At 62.8% G+C, this 25,963-nt stretch carries 23 protein-coding genes and 1 tRNA gene; 4 read left to right on the top strand and 20 right to left on the bottom strand.

Features of this window, described 5'->3' with window-relative positions:
• Window positions 1-105: 105 nt before the first annotated feature.
• The 6 genes from AWH62_RS06040 to AWH62_RS06015 form a co-directional block, all read right to left on the bottom strand.
• On the bottom strand, window positions 106-1,287 hold the full coding sequence (locus AWH62_RS06040) for a lipase family protein (RefSeq protein ID WP_075189587.1): 1,182 nt from the start codon (window positions 1,285-1,287) through the stop codon (window positions 106-108).
• A gap of 123 nt (window positions 1,288-1,410) precedes the next feature.
• Window positions 1,411-2,064: a fructose-6-phosphate aldolase gene (gene fsa, locus AWH62_RS06035; protein WP_075189586.1), complete on the bottom strand. Its 654-nt coding sequence runs from the start codon at window positions 2,062-2,064 to the stop codon at window positions 1,411-1,413.
• 90 nt (window positions 2,065-2,154) lie between these two features.
• On the bottom strand, window positions 2,155-3,420 hold the full coding sequence (locus AWH62_RS06030) for a threonine ammonia-lyase (protein ID WP_075189585.1): 1,266 nt from the start codon (window positions 3,418-3,420) through the stop codon (window positions 2,155-2,157).
• A 303-nt stretch (window positions 3,421-3,723) separates the two neighbouring features.
• The gene (locus tag AWH62_RS06025; RefSeq protein WP_075189584.1) at window positions 3,724-4,293 is read right to left on the bottom strand and encodes a DUF4287 domain-containing protein; all 570 of its coding nucleotides are present in this window, start codon (window positions 4,291-4,293) and stop codon (window positions 3,724-3,726) included.
• A 2-nt stretch (window positions 4,294-4,295) separates the two neighbouring features.
• A complete protein-coding gene (locus tag AWH62_RS06020; RefSeq protein ID WP_075189583.1) occupies window positions 4,296-4,886 on the bottom strand; it encodes an SRPBCC domain-containing protein in 591 nt (196 codons plus the stop codon).
• Window positions 4,883-5,272 carry a helix-turn-helix transcriptional regulator gene (locus AWH62_RS06015; protein WP_075189582.1) on the bottom strand — a complete coding sequence of 130 codons (390 nt, stop codon included), beginning with the start codon at window positions 5,270-5,272 and terminating at the stop codon, window positions 4,883-4,885. Before AWH62_RS06015 ends, AWH62_RS06020 begins: the two co-directional genes overlap by 4 nt.
• Before the next feature lie 723 nt (window positions 5,273-5,995).
• Here AWH62_RS06015 and AWH62_RS06010 point away from each other — a divergent pair.
• Both AWH62_RS06010 and AWH62_RS06005 read left to right on the top strand, forming a co-directional pair.
• Window positions 5,996-9,436: a pyruvate carboxylase gene (locus AWH62_RS06010; protein ID WP_083635039.1), complete on the top strand. Its 3,441-nt coding sequence runs from the start codon at window positions 5,996-5,998 to the stop codon at window positions 9,434-9,436.
• An 882-nt stretch (window positions 9,437-10,318) separates the two neighbouring features.
• Window positions 10,319-11,224 (top strand): hypothetical protein, encoded by a 906-nt coding sequence (locus AWH62_RS06005; protein WP_075189580.1) that lies wholly within the window; start codon window positions 10,319-10,321, stop codon window positions 11,222-11,224.
• 613 nt (window positions 11,225-11,837) lie between these two features.
• Here AWH62_RS06005 and AWH62_RS06000 read toward each other — a convergent pair.
• The 5 genes from AWH62_RS06000 to AWH62_RS05980 are packed head-to-tail and all read right to left on the bottom strand — an operon-like array spanning window position 11,838 to window position 17,494.
• The gene (locus AWH62_RS06000; RefSeq protein ID WP_075189579.1) at window positions 11,838-12,800 is read right to left on the bottom strand and encodes an alpha/beta fold hydrolase; all 963 of its coding nucleotides are present in this window, start codon (window positions 12,798-12,800) and stop codon (window positions 11,838-11,840) included.
• A 9-nt stretch (window positions 12,801-12,809) separates the two neighbouring features.
• Complete coding sequence (locus AWH62_RS05995; RefSeq protein ID WP_075189578.1) at window positions 12,810-13,643, bottom strand: SDR family oxidoreductase; 834 nt, start codon at window positions 13,641-13,643, stop codon at window positions 12,810-12,812.
• Window positions 13,640-15,133 carry an NAD(P)/FAD-dependent oxidoreductase gene (locus tag AWH62_RS05990; RefSeq protein ID WP_075189913.1) on the bottom strand — a complete coding sequence of 498 codons (1,494 nt, stop codon included), beginning with the start codon at window positions 15,131-15,133 and terminating at the stop codon, window positions 13,640-13,642. The genes AWH62_RS05995 and AWH62_RS05990 overlap by 4 nt, the downstream gene beginning before the upstream one ends.
• Before the next feature lie 52 nt (window positions 15,134-15,185).
• Window positions 15,186-16,493, bottom strand: a complete 1,308-nt coding sequence (locus AWH62_RS05985) for a folylpolyglutamate synthase/dihydrofolate synthase family protein (protein ID WP_075189577.1) — start codon at window positions 16,491-16,493, stop codon at window positions 15,186-15,188.
• Complete coding sequence (locus AWH62_RS05980; protein WP_075189576.1) at window positions 16,490-17,494, bottom strand: RimK family alpha-L-glutamate ligase; 1,005 nt, start codon at window positions 17,492-17,494, stop codon at window positions 16,490-16,492. The genes AWH62_RS05985 and AWH62_RS05980 overlap by 4 nt, the downstream gene beginning before the upstream one ends.
• Window positions 17,495-17,689: 195 nt before the next feature.
• On the opposite strand from AWH62_RS05980, the gene AWH62_RS05975 reads away from it, so the two are divergent.
• Together AWH62_RS05975 and AWH62_RS05970 are read left to right on the top strand one after the other, a co-directional pair.
• A complete protein-coding gene (locus AWH62_RS05975; RefSeq protein WP_075189575.1) occupies window positions 17,690-18,790 on the top strand; it encodes an NADH:flavin oxidoreductase in 1,101 nt (366 codons plus the stop codon).
• A gap of 275 nt (window positions 18,791-19,065) precedes the next feature.
• On the top strand, window positions 19,066-20,451 hold the full coding sequence (locus AWH62_RS05970; RefSeq protein ID WP_075189574.1) for a hypothetical protein: 1,386 nt from the start codon (window positions 19,066-19,068) through the stop codon (window positions 20,449-20,451).
• A gap of 75 nt (window positions 20,452-20,526) precedes the next feature.
• On the opposite strand, the gene AWH62_RS05965 is transcribed toward AWH62_RS05970, so the two are convergent.
• The 9 genes from AWH62_RS05965 to murA form a co-directional block, all read right to left on the bottom strand.
• Window positions 20,527-20,601: transfer RNA gene (locus AWH62_RS05965), tRNA-Phe, on the bottom strand.
• Window positions 20,602-20,738: 137 nt separating this feature from the next.
• Window positions 20,739-20,906, bottom strand: coding sequence for a DNA gyrase inhibitor YacG (locus tag AWH62_RS05960; RefSeq protein WP_075189573.1), 168 nt, complete (start codon window positions 20,904-20,906; stop codon window positions 20,739-20,741).
• A 42-nt stretch (window positions 20,907-20,948) separates the two neighbouring features.
• Complete coding sequence (locus AWH62_RS05955; RefSeq protein ID WP_075189572.1) at window positions 20,949-22,022, bottom strand: ribonuclease E/G; 1,074 nt, start codon at window positions 22,020-22,022, stop codon at window positions 20,949-20,951.
• Window positions 22,019-22,645: a Maf family nucleotide pyrophosphatase gene (locus AWH62_RS05950; RefSeq protein WP_075189571.1), complete on the bottom strand. Its 627-nt coding sequence runs from the start codon at window positions 22,643-22,645 to the stop codon at window positions 22,019-22,021. The genes AWH62_RS05955 and AWH62_RS05950 overlap by 4 nt, the downstream gene beginning before the upstream one ends.
• 23 nt (window positions 22,646-22,668) lie before the next feature.
• Window positions 22,669-22,887: a translation initiation factor IF-1 gene (infA, locus tag AWH62_RS05945; protein WP_011643070.1), complete on the bottom strand. Its 219-nt coding sequence runs from the start codon at window positions 22,885-22,887 to the stop codon at window positions 22,669-22,671.
• 120 nt (window positions 22,888-23,007) lie between these two features.
• Window positions 23,008-23,442, bottom strand: coding sequence for a low molecular weight phosphatase family protein (locus AWH62_RS05940; protein ID WP_075189570.1), 435 nt, complete (start codon window positions 23,440-23,442; stop codon window positions 23,008-23,010).
• A complete protein-coding gene (locus AWH62_RS05935; protein ID WP_075189569.1) occupies window positions 23,439-23,921 on the bottom strand; it encodes a UPF0262 family protein in 483 nt (160 codons plus the stop codon). The genes AWH62_RS05940 and AWH62_RS05935 overlap by 4 nt, the downstream gene beginning before the upstream one ends.
• The gene (locus AWH62_RS05930) at window positions 23,918-24,379 is read right to left on the bottom strand and encodes a DUF2948 family protein (protein WP_075189568.1); all 462 of its coding nucleotides are present in this window, start codon (window positions 24,377-24,379) and stop codon (window positions 23,918-23,920) included. Before AWH62_RS05930 ends, AWH62_RS05935 begins: the two co-directional genes overlap by 4 nt.
• 18 nt (window positions 24,380-24,397) lie before the next feature.
• Complete coding sequence (gene murA / locus AWH62_RS05925) at window positions 24,398-25,669, bottom strand: UDP-N-acetylglucosamine 1-carboxyvinyltransferase (protein ID WP_075189567.1); 1,272 nt, start codon at window positions 25,667-25,669, stop codon at window positions 24,398-24,400.
• Window positions 25,670-25,963: the final 294 nt, after the last annotated feature.

Raw genomic sequence — 25,963 nt, 5'->3', positions numbered from 1 at the left:
ATGGGGTCGGTTTGACGGGTGCGTGTCCCGGCTTTTCCGACCTTTGTGTCGCGCCGAGGGCGCCTGAACCGCACACGCCGCCATAAACCGCGACACGTCCCGTGTTCACTGATGGCTAACCGCATCGCCGTCCATCTCTGTCGCGGCAGGCGGTTGTGGCGGGTTGAGACTGGCCCGCATGAGCTGACGCAGTCGGGCGTAATAGGCCAGCTTGTCGATATAGGTCTCGATGGCATGATCACCGAGACCAGCCCGCCCCCAGCTCATGAGCAAGCGTCGCCCGCTCTGCCACCAGCGCTCGATCAGGCTGGGATTGTTCAAAAAGCTCATGCCGGGAAAGTCGATCTGCCCGCTTGCGGTTTGCGAGGGCGTGGCGGGGCCGAGATAGCGCAGATCGCCGCCATGCCGGTATTCGCGCACCCTTTCGAGAAAGGGCGAGAGTTTCGACACCACCGGCAGCCAGCGGATGAACATCCGCAGCGCATTGATCACGGTTGAACCCAGCGGGACGGCCGTGACGATATCGGCCGCATTCACAATCCGATAGACCGGCGTGAATATCTGGTTGGTGAAGGCCTGGTTCGACACGCGGGGTGAGCCGAATGTGTAACAGGCACCACGTGACCCGTTGGCGACGAAACGGGTCGCCACAACGGCCAGGCCGCCGCCCAGGCTGTGCCCGGTGACGAAAAGCGGCAGGCCCTTGCAGTCATCGCGCGTGAGAATCGCCGCGATCTGGTCCTCGACCGAGCGATAGGCGAGGTAAAACCCCTTGTGGACCTTGGCGACCCCGGCTTCCAGCGAGAGGCCGTGCGGCAATTCCATCAATTCCAGATCGAGGTCGGTGCGCAAGTCTGCCATCCGCGTCGGCTCGGTGCCGCGGAAGGACAGGACCAGCATGTCCTCGGGCGGTTTTCCCGCTTCCGGCTCACGGCTGAGCCGGGCGATGAAGCATTGCGTATCATGCCGCAGGCCTTCGCTCAGACTGATGGTCTTGAGGAGTTCAAAATCAAACTCGCCCAGCAGGCCGCGCAATTTCTCACGACCGGCCTCGCCCTCACCGGGACGGATCAGGCGTGACAACTCGGCCATGATCTCGGTCGCGTCGGTCTTGCTGGCCAGGGCTTCGGCGACCCGGCGCAGGGCGGTTTGGTCGAACGGGTCCTCGAATGGCAGATAGGCGAACAGCGACATCACCGACATCAGCCAGGCCGTGCGGTCGGAATAGGCTGCCCGCTTGGTCGGCTGGGTGGCCAGATCGGCGTCAAAATGCCCGGTGAACTGCATGCGCCCCTCCCCGAAAAGGAAGGACCAGCCTAGCGATCCGCTCGCCGCAAGTCATCCACAGATTGAGCTGACCGACCTGACACGCTTTCAGCGCAGCGTTCCGACCGGCTCATTCGCGACCCGTCAGAGAATGCTCTGACCGGTCTTCTTCCAGTCGGCCATGAAGGCTTCCAGACCCTTGTCGGTCAGCGAGTGCTTGACCAGGTTTTTCAGGACCGATGGCGGCACGGTGGCGACATCAGCACCGAGCAGGGCGCATTGCTGGACATGGTCGGCGGAGCGGATCGAGGCCGCCAGTATCTGGGTGTCGAAGGCGTAATTGTCGAAAATCGTGCGCAGATTGGCGATCAGCTCCATGCCATCGACACCGAGATCATCGAGGCGTCCGATGAAGGGCGAGACATAGGTGGCGCCCGCCTTGGCGGCGAGCAGGCCCTGATTGGCCGAGAAGCACAGCGTCACATTGGTCTGGATATTGGCTGCGGTGAGCGCCTGACAGGCCTTGAGGCCTTCAAAGGTCAGCGGCAGCTTGACCACGACATTGTCCGCCAACTCAGCCAGTTTCTTGCCCTCGGAGATCATCGCCGGCGCGTCGAGCGCGGTCACTTCAGCACTGACCGGACCGTCGACGAGGTCACAGATTTCCTTGACCACTTCGAGAAAATCACGGCCGGACTTGGCGATCAGCGAGGGATTGGTGGTGACGCCGTCAACCAGACCGGCCTCGGCCAGTTCGGCGATCTCGGACGTTTCAGCAGTGTCGACAAAGAATTTCATGATGCTCTCCTCGCGGGCGGTCGGATTGTGGGGCGCTGGTTACCGGTAACCAGCCCGTGTGACATTTCAAAGCCTGTTGGACAGAAAAGCTCAGTAACCGGCAAGCTCGACCCGGAAACCGGCGGCCTGCAGGGCGCTGCGGATCCGGTCCATATGGACGCCGTCCTGCGCCTCCAGCGAGATGTCGATATAGGTCACCTTGGCCGGCAGATCGGAAAAGGTCTTGTGATAGGCGACATCGGTCACATTGCCATCCTCGCGCGAAATGATGTCCGACACGGCCGAGAGCTGACCCGGCACATCGACCAGCTCGATCCGGAACCGGGCCAGCCGGTGCGAGCGGGCAAGATCGCGCAGCAAGAGTGACGACAGGAGCCGGGTATCGACATTACCGCCGGACAGGACCAGGCCGACCTTGCGGCCGGCAAACCGGTCCGGATTGGCCAACACCGCTGCCAGACCGGCCGCTCCGGCGCCTTCGGGCAGGACACGCATCTGGGAGATGAACAGGTTGAGGGCCCGCTCGATCTGGCGCTCGTCGACCAGCAGGACATCGTCGAGCAGGTCCATCAGCAAATCACCGGTCAACCCGCCGGGCTGGCGCACGGCTATGCCTTCGGCCAGCGTGAAGCCACCGACCGGACGATCCTCGCCATGATACCGGTTGGCAAACGCCGGGAAGAGGTCGGACTGGACGCCGACCAGCTCGATCTCCGGCTTGATGCGCCGCGCCGCGAGGCCGGCTCCGGCCGCCAGGCCACCGCCCCCGACCGGGAAGACCAGCACGTCGAGATCGGGCTGGTCCTCGAGCATCTCCATCGCCACCGTACCCTGCCCGGCCAGCACGACAGGATCGTCGAACGGATGGATGAAAACGGCACCAGTCTCGCGCGCCGCGGCCTGGGCCAGCGCCTTGGCAGCGTCGAAATCATCGCCGGCGATCTCGACCTCGGCGCCGAAGCCACGCGTCGCATGCACCTTCACCATCGGCGTCCCGACCGGCATGAAAACCCGCGCACCAATCCCCATCGCCGCCGCACTGCGGGCCACGCCCTGGGCGTGATTACCGGCCGAGGCCGCGACCACGCCGCGATCCCGCTCCTTCGGCGACAGCGCCGCCATCCGCGCAAAGGCACCGCGCTCCTTGAACGATCCGGTGACCTGGAGATTTTCCAGCTTCACATACAGCTCACAGCCGGCCGCAGCGGCAAGGCCCGGCGAGGCGATCAGCGGCGCCCGCAAAATGCCGCCGAAACCGTCGGCGCGCAGCCGGTCAACATGGTCAAAGGCCGCCGCCAGACGGGGGTCCGACGGACAGATCGCCGCAGAGGGGCGGGATTTGGCAGGCAGGGTCATGCAATCGCTCCGCAGGGCCGCACAGAAAAAACCCCGCTCCTGGTGCCAGGAGCGGGGTCAAACTGCACGAAACCTAATTAAGGGGTCAGGTCGTGAACGTCGTCGCTCCATGTGGCGCTATGACGGTAATAATTGAAATGAGCGGAAGACGGCGCGCAGACACGCCAAGCGCGGCGAATGCCCCGCCCCGCCCTGTTTGCACGATTTTACCCGTCAATTGACGCATAACGCCACCTTCCAACAAGATTTCACCCCCACCCTGCCGAAGCCCGGCAGCTCTGTCCAGCGATAAACCGCGCCGGGCTAACCAGCCGCGTCATACGCCTGCTTCAGCCAGCCCAGAATCTCGGCATCGACCGCATCAACGCCATCAAGCCGGACCCGGTGCGTGCACATGGCATTGAAGGAGCCGGACGCTTCCAGCCGGCCAGACGGCTCCACCCCTTTGAGATTGAGGCCGAGATCAACCCGCGCCTTGGTCGACGGTTGGATCAGGCCAAACTGCTTGGCCCGGCGCAGCGAGACATAGGCCTTTTTCGGGGCCAGCTCGACATCCTTGCCAAATCCCGACACAGCCTCGACCAGCCTGTCATGGATCGGCTTCAGCCCGGCCTTGGGGCCGGCATATTGCGCGGCGACGAGATCATCAGCCGGAGCCGGCGCCGACACCACCCCACCCCTGACCTCATGCGCCACGAGATTGGCAAAGCCATGGGTCATGCCGTGCTCACTCTTAAGCAGTTTGACCATCTCGCCATGCTTCTCCAGACCGCTGGCCTTGACGATCGCAACCCATTCATCGAGCGGCTTGCCGGTCTTTTCCGGCATGTTGGCGATCATCGACCGCGCCATGTCTTCCGGTGAACTTGCCATGCTCAGGCCTCCTCAACAGTCTTGATCGCCGCAAGGTCCGGCGCGCGCTCAAGCGGCCAGTTGCTGCTCAACGCGGATTTCGGTGTCATCGGCGCCATCAGCGAGAACATGAACAACATCATGCGCCCGCCGGTCGTGGCCTTGCCGGTTTCCACCAACGCCTTGAGATTCTCGCAGATGAATTTCGCGCCCTGGGCCATCTGCTTTTCGGACTTCGAGACGGCGTCGCTGGCGGCATGTTCATTGATCAGCGTGAACTCGACTCCGCCCTCAACTTCCTTGAGGACATAGCGCACGATCGAGACCGGATCCTCCGCCGTGGTGAAGCGGAAAGTGTGCGCATAGCGATAGGGCGGCTCGAACTCGATCACCTTGCCCATGACCAGCGTGTGCTTGCCGTCGGGCGTGCGCATGGCAAAGGCGGCGCCATCTTTGAGGCCCGGCGTGTCATACTGGCCGTTGAAAAAGAACGGCAAAGGCCGGTCAGTCCGGATCAGTTCGGACCAGACCTGGTCGATCGTCGCCCGGATCACAACCCGGTACATCGAGGTCCGGATTTCCCCGGACAGGGTTTTGGCGTGTGCTTCACTCATCCTGGCTCCCCCTTCTTGTGAGCAATGTCATCGGTCTCCGCACCATCACCCTCTTGGGCGCGGCGCTGTTCGGCGAGGTATTTGATATCCAGCATGCGACCGGACCAGAGCGCGGAATACTCGCTCGTCCACCGGTCATGGATCATCTGGATCGGCACGGCATTCATGTAGAGATGCCGCGTCCGACCGCGCTTGTCCGAGATGATGAGACCGGCCTCTTCCAGCACGGACAGATGGCGCATCACCGCGATCCGGCTGACGTCGAAACGGCTGGCCACCGCACCGACCGAACAGCCTGGCTCATTGCGGACAATATCGAGCATCTCCCGCCGCGTCGCACTGGCGAGTGCCTGGAAAACCGCATCCATCGTGTCCGGAGACATCATCTCATCACCTCATGTAATGAATATATTACATATTAAGGCGCGCAAGACAAGCCATAACGCGCGTTAAGCGCCCACATCGACCACAGTCATCTGAAATACTTACATATTACGGGCGCCCACATACGCTCGGGGCAGGACCAAATCACTTAGAAAAACCGCCTTGGGAACAGTAATTTAGAGCCCCCACACTGTCGAAATCGACAGAGACTCGTCTTGGATTGGCGCCCGGCGCGGACCCGCCCATAGATCACTTGTCAGCCAGCGGGCCGTATCCGGTTCTTGAGGTCAAGGGCGGCGCAGCCGCCGCTTCGCGGGCATGCCCCTTGACCTCAAGAACCGGATACGGCGAACTCTCGGCAAGTGATTTACGGCGGCGTGTGCGCGGGTGCGGGTCTGAACGAAGCAGGCTCAAAGTAAGTGACCTCGCCTTCCCGCTCCTGCCACTTGCCCCCCCATACAGGGAGAGGGTCAGGGTGAGGGGTAAATCCCGCTGCCAGCCGACGAGTCCCCCTCATCCGCCCCTTTGGGGCACCTCCTCCCCAAGGAGACGAGAAAACCTTGCCCGCGCCCGATCCGACGTCCCTTGCCGCGGCCATGAAAACGCGTCACCCTCACCTGCCGCAGTGCAATATTTCGCTTTCATCCGGCGTGAAGCGAGCGTTATGGTAACGTTACCAACGCGCTGACCGGCGCGTGCCACCCTGCTGCCCCAGGAGACTTCACTTGCCTACCGAAAAACTCCTCGTCGCCAATCGCAGTGAAATCGCCATCCGCATCATGCGCGCCGCCACCGAGCTCGGCCTGCGCACGGTCGCGATCTATGCCGAGGAAGACAAACTCGCCCTGCACCGTTTCAAGGCGGATGAGAGCTATCGCGTGGGCGCCGGTCTCGGGCCGGTGAAAGCCTATCTCGACATTGACGGCATCATCGCGATTGCCAAGAAGTGCGGCGCGACGCTGATCCATCCCGGCTATGGATTCCTGTCGGAAAACCCGGACTTCGCCGAGGCCTGCGCCGCCGCCGGCCTGACCTTCATCGGTCCCTCACCGGATGTGATGAAATCCCTCGGCAACAAGGTAGCCGCCCGAAACATGGCCGTCGAGGCGGACGTACCGGTGGTCCCTGCGACAGGCCCCCTGCCCGACGCTTCCGATGACTGGGCCGCGATGGCCGAAGCCGTCGGATATCCGCTCATGCTCAAGGCGAGCTGGGGCGGTGGCGGCCGCGGCATGCGGGTGATCGAGGAGGCCAGCGAGCTGCACGCCCAGGCCGAAGCCGGTCGCCGCGAGGCCGAAGCCGCCTTCGGCAATGGCGAGGTCTATCTGGAAAAACTGATCCGCAAGGCGCGCCATATCGAGGTCCAGGTCCTCGGCGACAGCCATGGCAATCTGGTCCATCTCTACGAGCGCGACTGCACCGTCCAGCGCCGCAACCAGAAAGTCGTCGAACGCGCCCCGGCACCGGACATGGCCGAGGACACCCGCACCGCGATCTGCGAAGCGGCCCTGCGGCTGGTGCGCCATGCGGGATATTGCGGCGCCGGGACGGTGGAATTCCTGCTCGATGCCGAGACCGGGAAATTCTACTTCATCGAGGTCAATCCGCGCGTCCAGGTCGAACATACCGTGACCGAGGAAGTGACCGGGATCGACATTGTCCGCGCCCAGATCCAGATCGCCCGTGGCGGCCATATCGGTATCGAGTCCGAGACCGGTGTCCCCGAACAGTCGAAAATCACCCTGCACGGCCACGCCCTGCAATGCCGGGTCACCACGGAAGACCCGCAGAATAATTTCACCCCGGATTATGGCCGCATCACCGCCTATCGCGGCGCCACCGGTTTCGGCATCCGTCTCGATGGCGGCACGGCCTATTCCGGCGCCGTGATCACGCGCTATTTCGACAGCCTGCTGGAGAAGGTCACGGCCTGGGCAGCAACGCCGGAAGAAGCCGTGCGCCGGATGGACCGGGCGCTGCGCGAGTTTCGCATCCGCGGCGTCTCGACCAATATCGCCTTCCTGGAAAACGTCATCAATCACCCGGACTTTGTCTCCGGTGACATCACCACCCGCTTCATCGACACCACGCCGGCCCTGTTCGACTTCCCCAAGCGCCGCGACCGCGCCACACGTTTGCTCGGCTTCATCGCCGACGTCTCGGTCAATGGCAATCCGGAGGTAGCCGGCCGCCCGTTGCCGCCCGCCCATGCCGTCACGCCGGTGCCGCCGCCCAGCACCGGCAAGGCGCCAGACGGCACCAAGCAATTGCTCGACCAGCTCGGTCCGGAAGGCTTTCGCGACTGGATGCTGGCCCAAAAGCGCGTGCTGATCACCGACACCACCATGCGCGATGGTCACCAATCCTTGCTGGCCACCCGCATGCGCTCGCACGACATGGTCACCGTGTCGGAAGCGTATGCCGAACATCTCTCCCAGCTCTTCTCGGTCGAGTGCTGGGGCGGTGCCACCTTTGACGTCGCCCTGCGCTTCCTGAAAGAGGACAGCTGGGACCGCCTGGCCGACCTGCGCCAGCGCATGCCGAATGTCATGCTCCAGATGCTCCTGCGCGCCTCCAACGCCGTCGGCTACACCAATTATCCCGACAATGCCGTCGACCTGTTCGTCAAACAGGCGGCCGAGACCGGGATCGACGTCTTCCGGGTGTTCGACAGTCTCAACTGGGCCGACAACATGAAAATCGCCATGGAGTCGGTGCTCAAGACCGACCGGCTGTGCGAAGCGGCGATCTGCTATACCGGCGATCTGGGTCATGCCGAGCGGCCGAAATACCAGCTCGATTATTATCTCGGCCTCGCCCGTGAGCTGAAATCAGCCGGCGCGCATATCATCGGGATCAAGGACATGGCCGGCCTGTGCCGCCCGGCCCAGATCCGCACCCTGGTGAAAGCGCTCAAGGACGAGACCGGACTGCCGATCCACTACCACACGCATGACACGTCGGGCATCGCCGCTGCGACGGTTCTGGCGGCCTGCGAGGCGGGCGCCGATGCCGTCGATGCGGCGATGGACAGTTTCTCCGGCCTGACCTCCCAGCCCAATCTCGGCTCGATCGTGACAGCCCTGGGCGATACCGATCGCGCCACCGGGATCGACCCGGCGGTGATCCGCCGCTTCTCGGATTACTGGGAAGATGTGCGCACCCAGTACGCCGCCTTCGAGCCGGACCTGCGGGCCGGCGCGTCAGAAGTCTATCTGCACGAAATGCCGGGCGGGCAATTCACCAATCTCAAGGAACAGGCCCGCTCGATGGGGCTGGCCGAGCGTTGGCATGAAGTCGCCAAGATGTATGCCGCGGTGAACATGATGTTCGGCGATATCGTCAAGGTGACGCCCTCCTCCAAGGTGGTTGGCGACATGGCGCTCTACATGGTCTCGTCCGGCCTGACGCCGGAAGACGTGCTGGACCCGGATACCGAGATCAATTTCCCGGAAAGCGTGATCGGCTTGTTGCGCGGTGATCTCGGCCAACCACCGGGCGGCTGGCCGCCGGCGCTTCAGGCCAAGGCGCTGAAAGGCGAAAAGCCGCGCACCGACCGTCCCGGCCAACATCTCGACCCGGTCGATTTCGACGCCGTGCGTGCGACGATCAAGGGCCATGGCGGGCGCGAGATCAACGATAACGACCTGTGTTCGGCCATCATGTACCCCAAGGTCTTCGCCGATTATGAGGCCCATCGCAGCGAATTCGGCCGCGTCGACCGCCTGCCCACGCCGGTCTTCTTTTATGGCATGGAGCCGGGCGAGGAGATTTCCGTCGAGATCGACCGCGGCAAGTCACTCAATATCCGCTTCATGGCAATCGGCGAGCCCAATGATCATGGCGAGCGGGAAGTCTTCTTCGAACTCAATGGTCAGCCGCGCGTGGTCCGCGTCGACGACAAGTCCGTCGCCTCAACCGTCATCGCCAATGAAAAGGCCGACATGGCCAACCCGGCGCATATCCCCGCCCCCATGCCCGGCCTGATCGCCACCCTCGCCGCCAAGGAAGGCGACACCGTCAAGGCGGGCACCCTGTTGATGACCCTGGAAGCCATGAAAATGGAAACCTCGATCACTGCGCCGCAGGCCGGCACGGTCAAACGCCTGCCGGTCAGCGCGGGTACGCAGGTCGATGCCAAGGACTTGCTGGCCGTGGTGGAGTGAGGCGGGCGCGCCCTTCTCCCGAGGGAGACGGTGTCGCGAAGCGACGGATGAGGGGGATCAACTCGGACGGCACCGGGATTCCCCCCTCACCCGGCCTCCGGCCACCCTCTCCCCGGGGAGAGGGAACACGTTGTTTTACACGCGGCGCGCGGCGCTCACCCCGCCATAAATCCCTCGCCGAGAGAACGCCGTATCCGGTTCTTGAGCTCAAGGGGCATGCCCGCGAAGCGGCGGCTACGCCGCCCTTGACCTCAAGAACCGGATACGGCCCGCTGGCTGACATGGGATGTATGGGCCGGTCTGTGCCTCGCGCCGGGAATGGGTGCCTGTCACCATTTATTTCTTAGATTGATGTATTTTTTTTCAAAAAAGGGGCCGCAAAGAAAAAGGCGCATCTCGCGCCTTCAGATCGTTGCCATTTTCACGCGTTACTCGCCGCTTTCCAACCTAGCGGCGCCCGGATTTATCGATGAGCTGCAGCAGCAAGCTTATGCAGCCTAGCACTAGTCCCGCCACACCGATCGCTACATTGAGCATTTCCGACGAAATCACGCTAACAATTTCCATGCTTAGTTCACCTCCTTCCCGATTGCATCGGTGCGGAGTAGGTGGCGAATTGCTGGCGGGCGCCATGTCGTTGACTCAGGCTTGAGGGGAGTGAGGGACGATGAGCGCATCCCCTGGGGATTTCATCGCATTATTCGAAGCTTTCGTTCGATTGGTGACGGTTTTGTAACAATGCAGGCCAATTGAAGTGCCGCATATCGGGTTTAATCATCTGCTGCTCAACGACTTTTCTAAAGTCAAACGTGATTTAGCCCGATTGCGGCACTTGCACACGTTTTCATTGTGGTTAGTTTAAGTTGTGTCTAGTTTCAGTGGATGGTGATGTATCCAGCAACCGACATACCCTTCGTTCTGACCAAGGACGAATTCGACACGAATGAGCTCAGTGCCACTGGGCTCACGACTGACGAGATTCGGGACAAAGAACGTAAGCTTCGCCCCGCGAAGCGCCGGTACGTAATCGACAATACGGCGCAGTTTAAGTCATTGTGCGTCGGCGATTTCTCTGATGATCAGGTTCTAGAATTCCGAAATTGCGATCTCTTTTTCGTCACCGGTAGTTTTTCTCACCTTCAAAACGCCGTGTCGCCACTAACGACGGCATTGGAAAAGTTCGCCGTCGGACTATCCAACCAATTGAATGGGGCGGCCGCTGACTTTTATTCTGGGCCCAACACAATCGGCCGCAGCGACGTTGATGCGCTACATCGACGTTATCCTCTCAGCGCGTTCAAAATATTGAGGCTCCACAACACAATTCGAGCTGCGACCCACTTTTGTGAATCCGCTGTCACGGATATTACAGGCGACGGCGAAAGCACGCGCAGAGGCTTGTGCGAGAACGCAATCGTCCCGTCTGTGTGGATGGTTGAACCAAGATACATCTCAGAAATTCGCCGCGCGCTTGGCGACGCAGTTTCAGATCACACGATTGTATCTCGCCTCCGGTCAGACTACGGGTCCAACGTCGCAGAGAATATTTTCTCGGCCAAGCTCCTGGCGGGCTATGAGGAAGATACCGGCAAGGTTAATCGGGCATATGCCGTCACAAAGGCCTTCGCGATGGCCCTATACGAGATCTTGGCAGAGTTTGCCGAGGCCACTGAGTATACTATGCCGCCTTTCGATCTAATGTTTCCTGCAACCGAGTATGAGTTTGGAAAGGTCGAGGCGCTGTCAAAGGTCGATGGCAACCTTATCACCGCGGAAATCCCGAGTTAGGGTGAATTTATCCCGAAATTGTCCATAAGAGATTTCGGTCCGGCATCTGAATAGTCAAAATCCAAACCAACCGAGTTGAGACACTCAACAATTTTTGAAAATCGCTCCGGCCCGACATGTGGCAGATATCGGATATTAGTGGGCCGTGCTTCGGCGATTGCGAACAGGTCTTTATAACCCATCAAGAACAACATACGTGCAGTTGGATAGCCGATATAGGGCGTCAAAGCCTGTAACGTTTTGTAATCGTAAACGTTTCCGAATGTCTCAGAAAGTTCGGCCATCGCTCAAAGTTAAATCCCCCAATGCCGCTCTTCCCACTAGAGAATCGCTCTTCATATCTATATTTCGTGCACAATGAGATTGAGCATGCAAGATATGGTGGGAACGGCATCGTAGATAAGTGTGGATAGAATTCCACGCATAGCGCGTACTGCCGAACAAAGCACTTCGAGCAACATGCGGGTGCGGTCGAACCAAACACCGCTAAATGAAGCGATATTGCAAAGCACCGTTTGCGCGGGCATCTGGGCGGGCTCTCCTCGATGGCTGATTCTTTCGCAACAACCAGTCTCAAGGCTTCAGCCCGGGTGAACAACCTTAGGAAGCCCCCCTAACCCAGCTTCCCCGCCATACGCTCCACAAACGCCTGCAGCCGCTCCGGCTCGATGATCGGCGGCATGTGGCCGCGCGCTTCCATCGTCTCGACATCAGCATCAGGCAGGGCAGCCGTCAGGGCGGCGATTTGTTCGGGGGCTGAGAGAATGCGGTCATCCATGCCGTAGAACAGGCCGACCGGAACAGTGATCTCGCCGATCCGGGCGGTGATGCCGGCCATGTCGCGTTCCACCGCGGTCAGATCGGTCGCGGCGGCGTAGAAGGCATCCGGACGCAGCGAGAGCAGGCCGCCACCGCGAACGCGGAAATCCTCCGGCGCGGCATCCGGTCCGAAAATGATCGCCAACGTCTTGGCGCCATTGCGGATCGACATCGGGACGGCGAGCGTCTCGGCGATGAAACGGCGCACACGCGGATTGGCGACATTGATGCCGGCAAAGGCTTCCGACGGTGCATCCGGCGGGGTGACCAGGGCCGAGACGAGGGCCAGCCCGCCAACGCGGTCGGGATGATTGACAGCCAGGGCCAGTGACACTGCCCCGCCGAGCGAATGACCGACCAGGAGCGGCTTGTCGATGCCCTCCTTCTCCAGCATCTCGGCGATCATGCGGGCCTGTTCAGGCACTCGCGCCTGCTCGTCACTGTCGCGCTCGGACCAGCCACAGCCGGGCCGGTCGATGGCAATGGCACGATAGCCGGCGGCGGCGAGGCGATCGGTCATGGCATAGGTGAAATTATGGTGGTTGCCGCCAAGCCCGTGGATCATCACGACGGGTTGCCCGTCGCCCTTCTCGACCCAGTGCAGGCGCCCACCGGCAACATCGGTGAAGCGTCCTCGTGGCGGCAGGGCGGCCGCCGCCTTGCCCGCCACCATATGACTGAAACGCCAGGCGATGAAGATCACCAGCAAGATGACCAGGATGATGCCGACAATGACGCTGGAAAGAACCGTGAGCATGAAAATCCCCTAGGAGGCGCGCTTGGCGCCGACCATTTTTTGCATGAGTGACCAGTAGCGGGTCGGGAAAATCCGCTCGAACCACATCATGGTGTGGGCGTCACGGCCCACGAAGATTCGCGGTTTCTTGCGCGCCACGCCCTTAAGGATGATGCGGGCCGCTTCAGCCGGCGGCATCACCAAAAGGCGCTGGGTTTGCCGCTTGGCGGCCGCGATCTCGGCCTCGGACGCGCCGGGCGGTGGCTTGGCGCTGGCGGCGATATTGGTTGCGATTCCGCCCGGATGGACCGTGGTCACACCGATGGACGAGCCTGCCAGTTCGTGGCGCAGCACGTTGGAAAATCCGCGTACGCCGAACTTGGCCGTCGAATAGGCCGCCTGACCCGCCGGCGCGACAATGCCGAAAATACTGGAAATATTGACGATATGCGCGTCCTCGACGGCCCGGAGCGCGGGCAGGAAAGCCCGGGCCATGCGGATGACGCCATAAAGATTGATGTCCAGAACGCGTTCGAAATCGGCCATCTCGACCTCTTCAAACATCCCGCCCAACGCGATGCCGGCATTATTGATCAGCAGATGCACCGGATCACCCGCCGCCGCGACATCCGATGCCAGTTTGGCGATGGCCGCCGCATCGGCCATGTCGACGACAAAAGTCGAGACATTGCAGCCGTCCTCACGCAGCGGGGCCGCCACCGCCTCAAGGCCCTCCGCATTGATGTCGACAAGGATCAAATGCGCCCCGCGCGCCGCCAAACCAGCGGCCAGCGCCGCGCCGATACCGCTCGCCGCGCCGGTGATCAGCGCGGTGCGGCCGGCATAGTCGAAACGCCCGCTCATTCTGCTGCCTCCCGGGCGCTCAGCTGCCGCACCGGTTCCGGGGCCTTCGAGAAGGTCATGTAACCGTCCTCCAGCTTGCCGAAGCGGATGGTCAGCATGTCCTGCAGATAGTTCTGATAGGTCTTCCACGGCGCCCGATCGCCCTGTTTGGGCAAGTGGGCGATCGCCCGCTGGACATAGCCCGAGGAGAAATCGAGCAAGGGTTCCGGGGTGATGTCGGCGGGCACGTTCGGCACGGCGATATCGGTGCCCGTCTTTTCCATGTGATTGAGCATGCGGCAGACCCGTTCGCAGGTCAGGTCGACCTTCAAGGTCCAGGACGCATTGGTATAACCGAAGGCCAGCGCCAGATTGGGCACATCGCCCAGCATCATGCCGCGATAGGTATAAAGATCGGCCGGATCGACCACGACGCCATCGCGCGAAATCTGCGCCGCGCCAGCCAATTGCATCTCCAGACCCGTCGCCGGGACAATGATGTCGGCTTCGATATGTTCGCCGGATTTCAGCTGGATACCGGTTTCGGTGAAACGCTCGACATGGTCGGTGACGATGTCCGCCTTGCCGGATTTCAGCGCCTGGAAAAAGTCGCCATCGGGCGCCAGGCAGAAGCGCTGGTCCCAGGGATTATAGCGCGGCGTGAAATGTGTCTCGACATCAAAGCCCTCGCCCAACTCGTCCCGGACCGCCTTGATCACCGCCTTCTTCACAAAGTCCGGCCAGCGCTTGGAGAGCTGGTACACATAGATCGCCAAGCCGATATTCTTGATGCGCGACAGCAGATAGGCGAGCTTGGCCGGCAGGGCCTTGCGCAGCGTCTCGGCAATCACATCGCGCGAGGGACGCGCCGCGATATAGGTCGGTGAGCGCTGCAACATGGTGACATGGGCGGCACTGTCAGCCATCGCCGGAACCAGCGTCACGGCCGTCGCGCCGGAGCCGATTATCACGACCTTCTTGCCGGCATAGTCCAGCGCATTGTCCCAATGCTGCGGATGAACAATGGCGCCCTTGAAATCCTCATAGCCGGCAAATTCCGGCAGATAGCCCTGGTCGTAACGATAATAACCCGAGCACAGCATGACGAAGCGGGCCGTCAGGACCGTCTCGCCGCCCTGCCCGTCGGTTGAGCGGACCTGCCAGCGCGCGCTGGCACTGTCCCAATTGGCGGCCAGCACCTTGTGGCCAAAGCGGATATGGCGGTCGATCCCGTTCTCGCTGGCGGTATCGCGGACATATTGCCGGATCGAGGGGCCGTCGGCGAACGCCTTGCCGCCGGTCCACGGCCGGAAGGCATAGCCGAATGTGTACATGTCGCTGTCCGAACGGATACCGGGATAGCGAAACAGGTCCCAGGTGCCACCGATCGAATCGCGCGATTCCAGGATGGCATAACTGCGGCCGGGGCTGCGTGTTTGCAGGTGATAGGCGGCACCGATACCGGACAGGCCGGCCCCGACGATCAACACATCAAAATCAGTCGCGGACATGTTTTCTCCCATACCGCATCTTCAGCGGTCGAAGAAAAGTGAACACCGTTTTCTACTCGGCGCAAGTGGTCGCTGTTGTCGCCAGCCACGCCTCGCGCACGGCAGCAGCCCAGAACAGCCCGCCCAGCGCCACCAATATCCGGTCGTCGCCATCCTCGCAGGCCAGTGCCAACGCGGCGTCGGCATCCGCCGCCTGCCGCACCCGCGCCGCCGGCTGCCGCTGCGAGTAAGCCGCTGCCAGCTCTGCCGCCGGCACGCCGCCGGCAGCGGCCGACACGATCACAGTGTCAAAGGCTGGCGCGACCACGTCGAGCATGGCCGCGACCGGCTTGTCGGCTGACATGCCCAGCAACAGGGTCGCCGGCCGCCTGTCCAGCAAGGTCTGGACACTCTCGACAGCCGCGCCAATCCCCGCCGGCGTATGGCCGGCATCGAGGATCAGGCCGGGACCGCGGTCAAAACACTCCATCCGGGCCGGATTGCGGCAACCCGCCAGCGCCGAAACGATCAAGGACGGCCACCCGGCCGCAAACAGGTCGGGTCGGGCACCCGCAAACACCTCAAGCGCCACTTCCAGATTGTCCGCTTGGAAACGACCATGCATCGCCATTGTCATGTCCAGCCTGCCACGCTCGCCATGGGTCAGCCTGACCGCATGGCCGGACAAGCTGTCCGACGAGCGTGGCGCCAGCCACACATCGGCGACCCAAGTGACGACGACATCCTTCAGACCGGCGACCGTCTCGATGGCAGCGCGTTCGCCGGCCAGGCTGCGCCCAAGTACAACCCGTGCGCCGGGCGGCGCCACATCCAGCTTGTCCAGTGCAACCTCGCGCAGCGTCGTGCCGAGCAGCGGCATGTGTTCGGCATCCAGACTGACCAGTGCGACATGTGGCGCCCGCAGGAGCCGGGTCGGATCATAACGCCCGCCAATGCCTGCCTCGATGACAAGACGGTCGGCACCCGCCTCCTCAAACCACAACAGCGCCGTCAGGAAACCGGCTTCAAACGCGGCCGGCTGATCTCCGGGACATGCCACGAGATGATCCGCGATGGCGCTCGCGACGCGGGCTTCCAGCCTCTCGAGCACAGCGTCATCAATCTGCGTCCCGGCGATCTCAAAGCGCTCATTGAACGCATGCAGATGCGGCGAGGTGAACAGACCCGTCCGCTCGCCCGCCCCGGCAAACAGGCTGGCCAGCATGCGCGCGACACTGCCCTTGCCATTGCTGCCGGCAATGACAACCGATCGCCGGCCCAGCGCGGCCAGATCCAGCCCGAGACGCTGCGCGATCAACGCCGTTCGCGCCAGGCCGATACAGGTGCCAAAGCGCGGCAGGTTGAGCGTGCTGATCCTCATCGCGCCGCTGCCAGGGCACGGCCCAGGACGTCGGTCCAGATCGCCTCGGCCAGCGCTGTCTCACCCAAGGATTCCAGCGAGGAAAAACTCGGATTGGCATTGACCTCCAGGACCAGCGGATCACCCGCAGCCGGCGCAAAAATGTCGACACCGGCCACATCAAGGCCGAGCGCCGCGGTGGCGGCAATTGCAAGCGCGCCCAGTGCCGGATCGACCTTGGTGCAAAAGCCGACCGGATATCCGCCGGTCGCCAGATTACGGCGCCCGGCAAGCGGCAGGCGCTGCCCCGTGCCGGCGATGTCCGATGGCGCCGCGCCGATCGCGGCCAACCCGGTCTCGAAAAGATCATCAATCACCGGGCTCAGCGCATCGGCTTGCAGCTGCGCATTGAGCGCCGCAAACAGGTCCGCCCAATTCGACACGCCATCGCCGGTCAGACCGCCTTCGCTCTTGCCGTATTGAAAGCGAGCCTGCCCGCCGACCACAAACACCCGATATTCCGCGGCCTCGACAAGCGGTTGGATCACGATCTGATCGTGCACCGGAGCGATCCGGGCGAGATAATCCCGCAAGCCGGCCGCATCCGGGATGCGTTCAGCAAAATCGCCATGAGCGCCGCGATTGGGTTTGGCAAACAGGGGATAGGTCCGGGCAGCCGCGCCGGCCTCAAGGTCGGCGCGCTCGCGACCGGGTGGGCGCAAATGCCGGCGTGCCGTCTCGACGAACCAGAGCTCGGTCGGAACATGCGCCAAACCGGCCGCCGCCAAGACCGAGGCCGTGAAGGCCTTGTCGCGTGCGATCGTGTAGGCGGTCGCCGAATTGGTCGGATAGGCGCAGACCGCACCGGATCCGCACAAGACACGCGCGCCATCGGCCTCGACCGCAAACAGATAGCCCGCACCGCCATCCAGATCGACATGGCGCCAACCCTGCCGCGCACAGACCGAACGCACGAAGCGGGCATTGAAGGGCAAATGATGGGACGAAGCAGTGGCGACCATCCGCCTCTTCTACAAGCGTGCCGCAAGCCCGCCTATCCCTGCCTGCACGTCGATTTCGACAAGGCCGCGCGCCGGAAATTGCGCGCCCGCTTGCTGCACCGCCGCAAAATGCATGGCCCGAATACATACCGAAGGGTCGATTTTGTCGTAGACTTCACTACGTCTTGGCGCAACTGATTTCGCAAGGATGCCCGCATGACCTCGACTTCCGCCCTGTTCAAGCCCTTCTCCCTGGGCTCGCTGACACTGCCCAACCGCATCGTGATGGCCCCGATGACGCGCTCGAAAAGCCCGGGCGGCGTGCCGGGGCAGCCCGTCGTCGACTATTATCGCCGCCGGGCCGAGAACGCCGTCGGCCTGATCATCACCGAGGGCACCACTGTCGACCGGCCCGGCGCCAGCTTCGACCCCGCCATACCGAACTTTCATGAGTCCGCCTCGCTGGACGGCTGGAAGCGCGTTGTTGACGCCGTCCACGGCGCCGGTGGCAAGATCGCGCCGCAGCTCTGGCATGTCGGCTTGGCCCGCAAGCCGGGCACCGGCCCGCACCCGGACGCCAAATCCGACAGCCCGTCGGGCATTGTCCCGGGCGGCAAACAGGTCGGCGAGCCGATGAGTGCCGAGGATATTGCCGACACGATCGCCGCCTTCGCCAAGGCAGCCAAGGCCGCTGCCGAGATCGGCTTTGACGCCATCGAGATGCACGGCGCCCATGGCTATCTGCTCGACCAGTTCTTCTGGGAGGGCATGAACCAGCGCGATGACCGCTTTGGCGGCGGCCTGGTCGAGCGCACCACGATTGTGCAGGAAATCGTCAAGGCCATCCGTGCCGAAATCCCGGCCGACCTGCCGCTCATCCTGCGCTACTCGCAATGGAAACAGCAGGACTATAATGCCCGCCTCGCCGACACGCCCGAATTGCTGGGCGAATTCCTCGGCCCGCTCTCCGATGCCGGTGTCGATATTTTCCATGCCTCCACGCGCCGCTTCTGGATCCCGGAATTCGAGGGCTCCGACCTCAATCTCGCCGGCTGGACCCGCAAACTGACCGGCAAGCCGGCCATCACGGTCGGCTCGGTCGGTCTCAACTCCGACTTCATCGGCGCCTTCATGGGCGAGAACTCGCCCGCTGCCTCTCTGGACGGGCTGATCGAACGGATGGAACGCAACGAGTTCGACCTCGTCGCCGTCGGCCGCGCCCTCATCTCGGATCCGGAATGGGCCGCCAAGGTCCGCGATGGTCGCTTTGGCGAGCTGGAGGATTTCAGCGCGGAGACGCTGAAAGAGCTGGTGTAACGCCGGACTCACCCCCGCAATCGCCTCGCCTTCCGGCGGGGAAATCCGCCCCCGGCCCAACTTTGTTTATCCGGCCGGGGGCGTATGCCGGACGCAATGAGTGTTATCGCTCGAAAAACCGGGATGCGAATAACATATGAGGCCTATTTTCTTATCATTATCAGCAAGTTACAAAATATTGCAGCACTGCGAACGGTTGCCATCAGCTATCGAACGACACATTAACACGTATCCATCTAGCCTCTCCGGATTGCACCTTTTGATGGATTGATATTGTGACATCTGATGTTCTCGACCGGATCAAAACGGCCCTGACCGGACGCGACGGAATCGATATTGGTCATTTCCAGTGGATCAACCTGGACATGATCAAGAACGAGGTCGGTGAGCAATGGATCGAAGTGCGCAAGAAGATCTACAGCGTTTCCGCCCAGTACATTGAAAAACGCCTCGCCAAGGACGACGTTCTGGTCCGCTGTCGGGGCGGCTTCATACTGGTTTTCTCGACGCTCTCCGGCGCCGATGCCGTGCGGAAAACCGCCGAACTATCCGATGGACTGAACCACTACTTCTTGGGCGACCGGATTCTCAAAAATCTCGAAATCAGCTCGCAAACCAAAGAGTTGTCGGTCGCGGAATTCGCCGAACTGGTCAAACGCAGCGATGTATCGCAAGCGGCAGAAATCGGCCAGGCGAGCAGGAGTGCCATCAAGGTTGTGCCGAAGACGGATGCCGCCGGAAACTGGCGCGACATTGATCGCCGGTCAGGCGCGTCCACCTCACGTGATCTGTCAAAGCACAAATCACCCAGCCTCCCCGATCCGGCCCTGTCGCAAATCGTCGGGGACTTGCCGCCGAGCATCGACGCCACTGCCGATCTCGACAAGCTGTCGACACTGCCGTTCAAGGTACCGACAGCGGAATGGGACGAGATCATTTTCAAGCCGTCATGGGATGCCAAATTCAAGTACATCACCGCCAATTTCTGCCTGCCACACCGCCATCACAACGGGACTGACCTTTACGGGCGTCAGACGCTCCTCGGCAATCGTGATCCCGATATTCTGCAGGCGATGGATCATGCGGTTGCAACGACGGCTCAGCGCGGCTTTCTGAAACAGCTGGCCCGCGGCAAGAAGTGCGCGGTCGTCATTCCGGTCAATTACGAGACCGTGATCGGCACGCAGGACCGGATCCGGTACTTCTCCATTCTCCAGAACATTCCCCAGGCCCAACGGAAGTATTTCTACATCCGCGTCGACAATATTCCCGACGGAGCGCCGATCGGCCAGATGGAAGAATTGTTCCGATCGATGCGGATTTTCGGGTCCAACCTGCTGGCGAAGATCGAACCAGGCACCGTCCGGCTCAACCGGTTCGAAAATTGTTCGATCGCCATCTACAGCTCGTCGCTGGAACGCAAATGGGCCCACACCGGCCTGAGCGATGGCGTCGTCAAGAAGCTTGTCGACCAAGCGATCTCGATCCGGCGCGTCGGCGCGCGCGGTGCGCTCACCCAGGTGGACACCGCCGAACAACTCCAGTTCGGCATTGATGCCGGCTACGAGATTTTCACCGGTGCGGTCATCGGCAAGGACATGAAAACCCCGGCCCCGCTGATCGAAACAACGCTACAGAGCCTGCTGTCCCGCGCCGCGTGAAGCGCAAATCCCGCGTGTGCCGACGCCGCGCGGTCCGGCGCGCATCCTGAAATACATACATGTTCGGGAGATAAATGGTGCCCGGGGGCGGAATTGAACCACCGACACGCGGATTTTCAATCCGCTGCTCTACCCCTGAGCTACCCGGGCACCGTGTCGAAGAACTGCCTCGGCAGCCAATCGAGAGCGCGGTTTATAGGTCGGCCATGAAGGCGTGTCCATGGCTCTTTTCAGCGAAATCACAACCGGTGGCAGTCACCGGCATCGGGCCGCGCCCGCGCGTGTCCCTATTGATCTTCCTTGCTGGCCGGATTGTCTTCGGCGACGTCTGCAGGCTCGCCGGGAATGGCATAGGATCCGCTGACCCATTTGCCCAGATCGACATCCGCACAGCGTTTTGAACAGAAGGGCTTGAAATCAGGGGCGGCGGGCTGGCGGCAAATCGGACATTTCATGATCTTGGCTCCTTCATGGGGAGGCGGTCGGTGTGGACACACTCAGGCGCGGGCCACACGGCAGGTTTCGCGATCAAGCTCCGCGCTCTCAGCGAGCTCGAAGCGCGGGCCGATCCGATCAGCGAGCGCGGCGCGCCAGGCAATGCTATCGCCGTCCAGCCAAGCGTAAACCTCGGCACCAACGGTCAGGCGCAGCTTGCGCGCCCGGTCGGACCGTGCCTCGCCTTCCAGCCGGCGCAGGGCCGCCAGGGCTGCCGTTTCGACGGTCGGACGACCATCCGCCCCCAGCATGATCTCGGCCAGGGTGCGACCGCGACGCTGGCGGGCAATCTCACCGATGCAGAATTGCGAGAGCGGGGCGACATCGACCTTGGCCCGGTCGCGACGGAAAGCGCCGCGCAGGGTCTGCTCGACGGCCTTGCGGTCCGGCTGGCCGCGCATGTGTACGAAATCAATCGCGATCATGCCGCCAATCCCGCGCATGCGGGCCTGGCGGGCGGCTTCCTTGGCTGCCGAATTGTTGAGCTGGACAGCCAGCTGCGCAGCATTGCCCTGCCCCTTGCGGCCATCGGCATCGACGTCAATCGTCGTCATGGCCCGCGTCGCCTCGATATAGAGCGAACCACCGCCGGGAATGGCGACCTGTGGCTCCAGCGCCTCGTCGAAGGCTTCCTCAAGATCGTAATCGGTCTCATCGGCCCAGACCGGCTCGGCATCGCTGAAGGTCCGCACAAGACGCTGGGCCAGGATGTCGGCGGGCTCCAGGCAGTCTGGCGCTTCACCCGGCTCGACCTCGACGAGGCCGAGATTTGGGCCCTTCTCGGCGTAGGCCTCGCGGGCAATGCGCACGCCAATGGCCGCGCCTTCGTGCAACCCCTTGGGCCGGCCGGCCTTGCCGAAGGGCAGGAACCCCTCCTCGCCGACACCGAGATCAACAAAGGCGGCATTCAGCGCCGGCTCAACGCGACGGATGCGACCGCGGTAAATCTCGCCTTCCACCGCCCGCTGTCCGGCTTCGGACCAACGGTCCAGGTGCAGCTCGACGATGCGGCCATTCTCGGCCACGGCGGCCCGTGTTTCGCCGATATTTTCCTCGATCAGGATCTGCCGGTTCATGCTGAACCTCCCTCGCCCATCCGCGCGGTGACCGGATAGCCCAGCCCGTTCAGCAGATTGGCGGTCTCATAGAGCGGCAGGCCGACAACGCCGGTGAAGGAGCCGATCAGATTGATCACGAAACACCCGGCCCGGCCCTGGATGGCATAGCCGCCCGCCTTGCCGCGCCATTCACCCGAGGCGATGTAGGCGTCGATCTCGGGCCTGGACAGGCGTTTGAACTTGACGCGTGTCTCGACAACCCGCGCGGCAAAGCGGCCATCCGGCGCGCGGGCCGCAATGCCGGTGAAAACCCGGTGATTGCGGCCGGACAGGAGCTCCAGACAACGACGCGCTTCGGCTTCGTCTTCTGTCTTGGGCAGGATGCGACGACCGACGCCAACCACCGTGTCGGCGGCGAGGATATAGCCATCAGCGCTGCCCGGATGGGCCATGGCCTTTTCCTGCGCCAGGCGCAGCGCCAGAGGCCCGGGCAGCTCGCCGGGGATTTCGTGCTCGTCGATATGGGTGGGTTCGACCGCGTCGGGTGTCAGTCCCGCCCCGCTCAACAGGTCGAAGCGACGGGGCGAGGCACTGGCCAGGATCAGGCGCGGGCGGGGATTTGCCGGGTCGGCAAGCGTCATCGCGTCACCACGCCTGAAAAGAGCTATTTGAAGCGATAGGTGATCCGGCCCTTGGTCAGATCATAGGGCGTCATCTCGACCAGGACCTTGTCGCCGGCGAGCACGCGGATACGGTTCTTGCGCATCTTGCCCGCAGTGTGGGCAATGATTTCGTGTTCATTCTCGAGTTTGACCCGGAAGGTCGCATTCGGAAGCAGTTCCGTGACTTCGCCCGGAAACTCCAACAACTCTTCTTTCGCCATGCGGCTCCTCGTTTCTGACCCTGTGGGGGCATAGAATTTGGGGTGTATGGGCCGACTCGCCGAGCGGCCGGCGCCCCGGAGCGCGCTGTATACTCCCCCTTGCAGGCAAAAGTCGAGTGTTCAGGCGCTTTTTGACGTCGGCTGCCATTGCGCGATCCGGGCCGCAATGGCGTCACGGGTTTCGCGATAGGCTGCGACCTTCATGTCGCGATTGCCGCCGGTCTCGCTGGGATCGGGAATCGGCCAGGCTTGGAACTCGGCCCCGGTGCGCGCGGCATATTCCTTGGCCATGCGGTCGGCAGCTGTCGACAGCGAGACGATGAGATCGGCCGGTGGCTCACCGACGCCATTGAGGGCGATCGGCGAGAAGTCCTCCAGATCGACCTTCTTTTCCAGCATGACCGACACCATGAAAGGATCGACGAAAGCTGCCGGAATGACACCGCAGGAGCGGGCAATGACATCGCTGCCGAAACGCAAGCGCCACAAGGCCTCGCCCATCGGGGAGCGGATGGCGTTGCGGCCGCAGACGAAAAGCACCGATGGCAGGCTCATGACGTGGCCCGCCGGTGCAAGGCGCAAATCAGGGTGAACAGGCGCCGGGCGGTGTCGAAATCGACATCGATCTTGCCGACCAGGCGCTCGCGCAGCAGCGTCGATCCCTCATTGTGGACACCGCGCCGGGCCATGTCGATGGCCTCGATCCGCTCGAGCGGCGCGTCGCGCACCGCCTCGTAATAGCTTTCACAGATCAGGAAATAGTCTTTGACGATGCGCCGCAACGGCCCCAGCGCGAACATGAAGCCGCGAACCGGCGTGTCGTCTTCCTGGCGGACATCGAAGACCAGACGGTCATGCTCGATGGCGAGACGCAGGGCAAAAGGGCCATCCGCATCGCCATCAGGGCGAAACCGGTTGCCCTCCAGCAGGTCGGCGATGGCAACCCGGCGTTCATGGTCGGCATTGACATCACCCGGCCCCATGCTGGCGCCATCGAGATCGATGCGGACGATCCTGTCTGCTAACTGGGTCATTGTGTGTGCGTTTCTCCGTCCGCGTCGTCATCATCCGCCGGCCTGTGATCGGGGCGACCGGTCGCGCGCCAGGAGCGACTGAGATCGACCAGGACGACATCCAGGCATTCGACATCAAGCCGCAGCTCGCCGCCACCGGAAAATGTGCAGATGACCTGTCCGGACGGCATTTGCCCCGGTTCAAAGCGGATTGAGAGCAGATTGACCACCGCGTCTTCGGCACCCTGCCGGATATTGCGGGATCGGGCGGCCGTCACATGGCCGATCTGAATCCCGCAGCGCACGCGCCGATTGCGCCGCCCGGCCTCCCAGCAAAAGCGGTTGAACGCCATGGTGAAGCTGCGCAGTCGCTGCGAGTGCTCGAAGTCCCCCAACAGCGCCACCGCGTCCTGGAGCGCCGCCGAGATCGCGTCCAGATCCTGCCCGTCGAAGGCTGACAATCGCAAGGGAGGCGTCATGGCGTCTTGTCCTGTCGTCTAGGCACTGCCGGGGAGGCGTTCGATCTTGGCACCACACCCGGACAATTTGGCTTCCAGTCGCTCGAAGCCACGGTCCAGATGATAGACCCGGTTGACCACGGTTTCGCCCTCGGCCGCAAGACCGGCGATGACAAGGCTCACAGAGGCGCGCAAATCGGTCGCCATTACCGGTGCCCCGCGCAGGCGTTCAACGCCGCGCACCACCGCCTCATTGCCGTGCACGGTGATATCGGCGCCAAGGCGCGCCAGCTCGGGGGCGTGCATGAAACGGTTTTCGAAAATCGTCTCGCGGATCACCGAGGATCCAGCCGCCATCGACATCAGCGCCATGAATTGCGCCTGGGCATCGGTGGGGAAGCCCGGGAAAGGCTGGGTCTCGATATCGACACTGTTCAGACGGCTGCCATTGCGGGCAATGCGGACACCGCCCTCGACCGCCTCGACGGTCACGCCGGCCTCGTGCATTGACGACCAGAGCGCCTTGTTGTGCGCCAGCACGGCGCCGTCCAGCACCGCGTCGCCGCCGGCCGCCGCCACGGCGAGCGCATAGGTGGCGGTCTCGATCCGGTCGGCGACGACCTTGTGGGTAACGCCGGACAATCGCGACCGCCCCTGGATGCGGATGGTTGACGATCCCGCGCCCTCAATGGTGGCGCCCATGGCGGTCAGGCAATCGGCCAGATCACCGATCTCCGGCTCACGGGCCGCGTTCTCGATCACGGTCTCGCCGCGCGCCAGCGCCGCTGCGAGCATGGCATGCTCGGTGGCGCCGACCGAGGCGAAGGGCAGATCGATCTCGGCCCCGACCAGCCCCCCCTTGGGCGCCTTGGCGGAAACATAGCCTTCCGCGATCTCGATCTCGGCGCCGAGCGCCTTGAGCGCCTTGAGGTGGAGATCGACCGGCCGCGCCCCGATCGCGCAGCCGCCTGGCAGCGACACACGGGCATGCCCCTCGCGCGCCAGGAGCGGCCCGAGCACATTGAAGCTCGCCCGCATTTTTCGGACGAGATCATAGGGAGCGAAGGTGTCGGTTATCGTCGCCGCGTGCAGCGACAATTGGGCGTCATCGCGCTCGGACACTTCGACCCCGAGTTTCGCCAGCAAATGCCCGAGGAAACGGCTGTCGGCTAGGCGTGGCATGCGGGTAAGGATGACCGGCTCGTCGGTGAGCAGCGCGGCCGCCATCAGCTTGAGCGCGGAATTCTTGGCGCCGCTGATATCGATACGACCTTCAAGGCGGGCGCCGCCCTGGATGACAATCCGGTCCATGTGAACTCCTTGGATACGCTGATGCGGGACGCCCGAGATGGGGCGTCCTTGGGACGGGCGCCATAGCAGGGCGCGATCCGGGTGGCATTATGACGGGTCGGGGGACTTTTCTGAGGCAGTTTGTGCAGCGTCACTGTCTTTTTCCGCGCCATCATCAACGGGTGTGCGTACGGCCGCCTTGCGGCGCCGCAGATTGGCGCGCAGCGCCTCGGCCAGGCGGGCCTCCCGGGAGTTCGGCTCTGGCTGTACGCGCTTTGCGCGCGGCGGTGTGACGGGCGGATCAACGGGCTTGTT

Origin of the sequence: Maricaulis sp. W15, from assembly GCF_001924955.1 — a bacterium.
Taxonomy (GTDB): Bacteria; Pseudomonadota; Alphaproteobacteria; order Caulobacterales; family Maricaulaceae; genus Maricaulis; species Maricaulis maris.
The sequence above is the reverse complement of the archived record's forward strand: the minus strand, read 5'-3'. Positions and strand labels throughout refer to the sequence as shown.

What these genes read in the sequence shown, in the direction of transcription:
- AWH62_RS06040 (WP_075189587.1), bottom strand. Translation starts at nt 1,287, where the DNA reads ATGCAGTTCACCGGGCATTTTGACGCCGATCTGGCCACCCAGCCGACC.
- fsa (WP_075189586.1), bottom strand. Translation starts at nt 2,064, where the DNA reads ATGAAATTCTTTGTCGACACTGCTGAAACGTCCGAGATCGCCGAACTG.
- AWH62_RS06030 (WP_075189585.1), bottom strand. Translation starts at nt 3,420, where the DNA reads ATGACCCTGCCTGCCAAATCCCGCCCCTCTGCGGCGATCTGTCCGTCG.
- AWH62_RS06025 (WP_075189584.1), bottom strand. Translation starts at nt 4,293, where the DNA reads ATGGCAAGTTCACCGGAAGACATGGCGCGGTCGATGATCGCCAACATG.
- AWH62_RS06020 (WP_075189583.1), bottom strand. Translation starts at nt 4,886, where the DNA reads ATGAGTGAAGCACACGCCAAAACCCTGTCCGGGGAAATCCGGACCTCG.
- AWH62_RS06015 (WP_075189582.1), bottom strand. Translation starts at nt 5,272, where the DNA reads ATGATGTCTCCGGACACGATGGATGCGGTTTTCCAGGCACTCGCCAGT.
- AWH62_RS06005 (WP_075189580.1), top strand. Translation starts at nt 10,319, where the DNA reads ATGGTGATGTATCCAGCAACCGACATACCCTTCGTTCTGACCAAGGAC.
- AWH62_RS06000 (WP_075189579.1), bottom strand. Translation starts at nt 12,800, where the DNA reads ATGCTCACGGTTCTTTCCAGCGTCATTGTCGGCATCATCCTGGTCATC.
- AWH62_RS05995 (WP_075189578.1), bottom strand. Translation starts at nt 13,643, where the DNA reads ATGAGCGGGCGTTTCGACTATGCCGGCCGCACCGCGCTGATCACCGGC.
- AWH62_RS05990 (WP_075189913.1), bottom strand. Translation starts at nt 15,133, where the DNA reads ATGTCCGCGACTGATTTTGATGTGTTGATCGTCGGGGCCGGCCTGTCC.
- AWH62_RS05985 (WP_075189577.1), bottom strand. Translation starts at nt 16,493, where the DNA reads ATGAGGATCAGCACGCTCAACCTGCCGCGCTTTGGCACCTGTATCGGC.
- AWH62_RS05980 (WP_075189576.1), bottom strand. Translation starts at nt 17,494, where the DNA reads ATGGTCGCCACTGCTTCGTCCCATCATTTGCCCTTCAATGCCCGCTTC.
- AWH62_RS05975 (WP_075189575.1), top strand. Translation starts at nt 17,690, where the DNA reads ATGACCTCGACTTCCGCCCTGTTCAAGCCCTTCTCCCTGGGCTCGCTG.
- AWH62_RS05960 (WP_075189573.1), bottom strand. Translation starts at nt 20,906, where the DNA reads ATGAAATGTCCGATTTGCCGCCAGCCCGCCGCCCCTGATTTCAAGCCC.
- AWH62_RS05955 (WP_075189572.1), bottom strand. Translation starts at nt 22,022, where the DNA reads ATGAACCGGCAGATCCTGATCGAGGAAAATATCGGCGAAACACGGGCC.
- AWH62_RS05950 (WP_075189571.1), bottom strand. Translation starts at nt 22,645, where the DNA reads ATGACGCTTGCCGACCCGGCAAATCCCCGCCCGCGCCTGATCCTGGCC.
- infA (WP_011643070.1), bottom strand. Translation starts at nt 22,887, where the DNA reads ATGGCGAAAGAAGAGTTGTTGGAGTTTCCGGGCGAAGTCACGGAACTG.
- AWH62_RS05940 (WP_075189570.1), bottom strand. Translation starts at nt 23,442, where the DNA reads ATGAGCCTGCCATCGGTGCTTTTCGTCTGCGGCCGCAACGCCATCCGC.
- AWH62_RS05935 (WP_075189569.1), bottom strand. Translation starts at nt 23,921, where the DNA reads ATGACCCAGTTAGCAGACAGGATCGTCCGCATCGATCTCGATGGCGCC.
- AWH62_RS05930 (WP_075189568.1), bottom strand. Translation starts at nt 24,379, where the DNA reads ATGACGCCTCCCTTGCGATTGTCAGCCTTCGACGGGCAGGATCTGGAC.
- murA (WP_075189567.1), bottom strand. Translation starts at nt 25,669, where the DNA reads ATGGACCGGATTGTCATCCAGGGCGGCGCCCGCCTTGAAGGTCGTATC.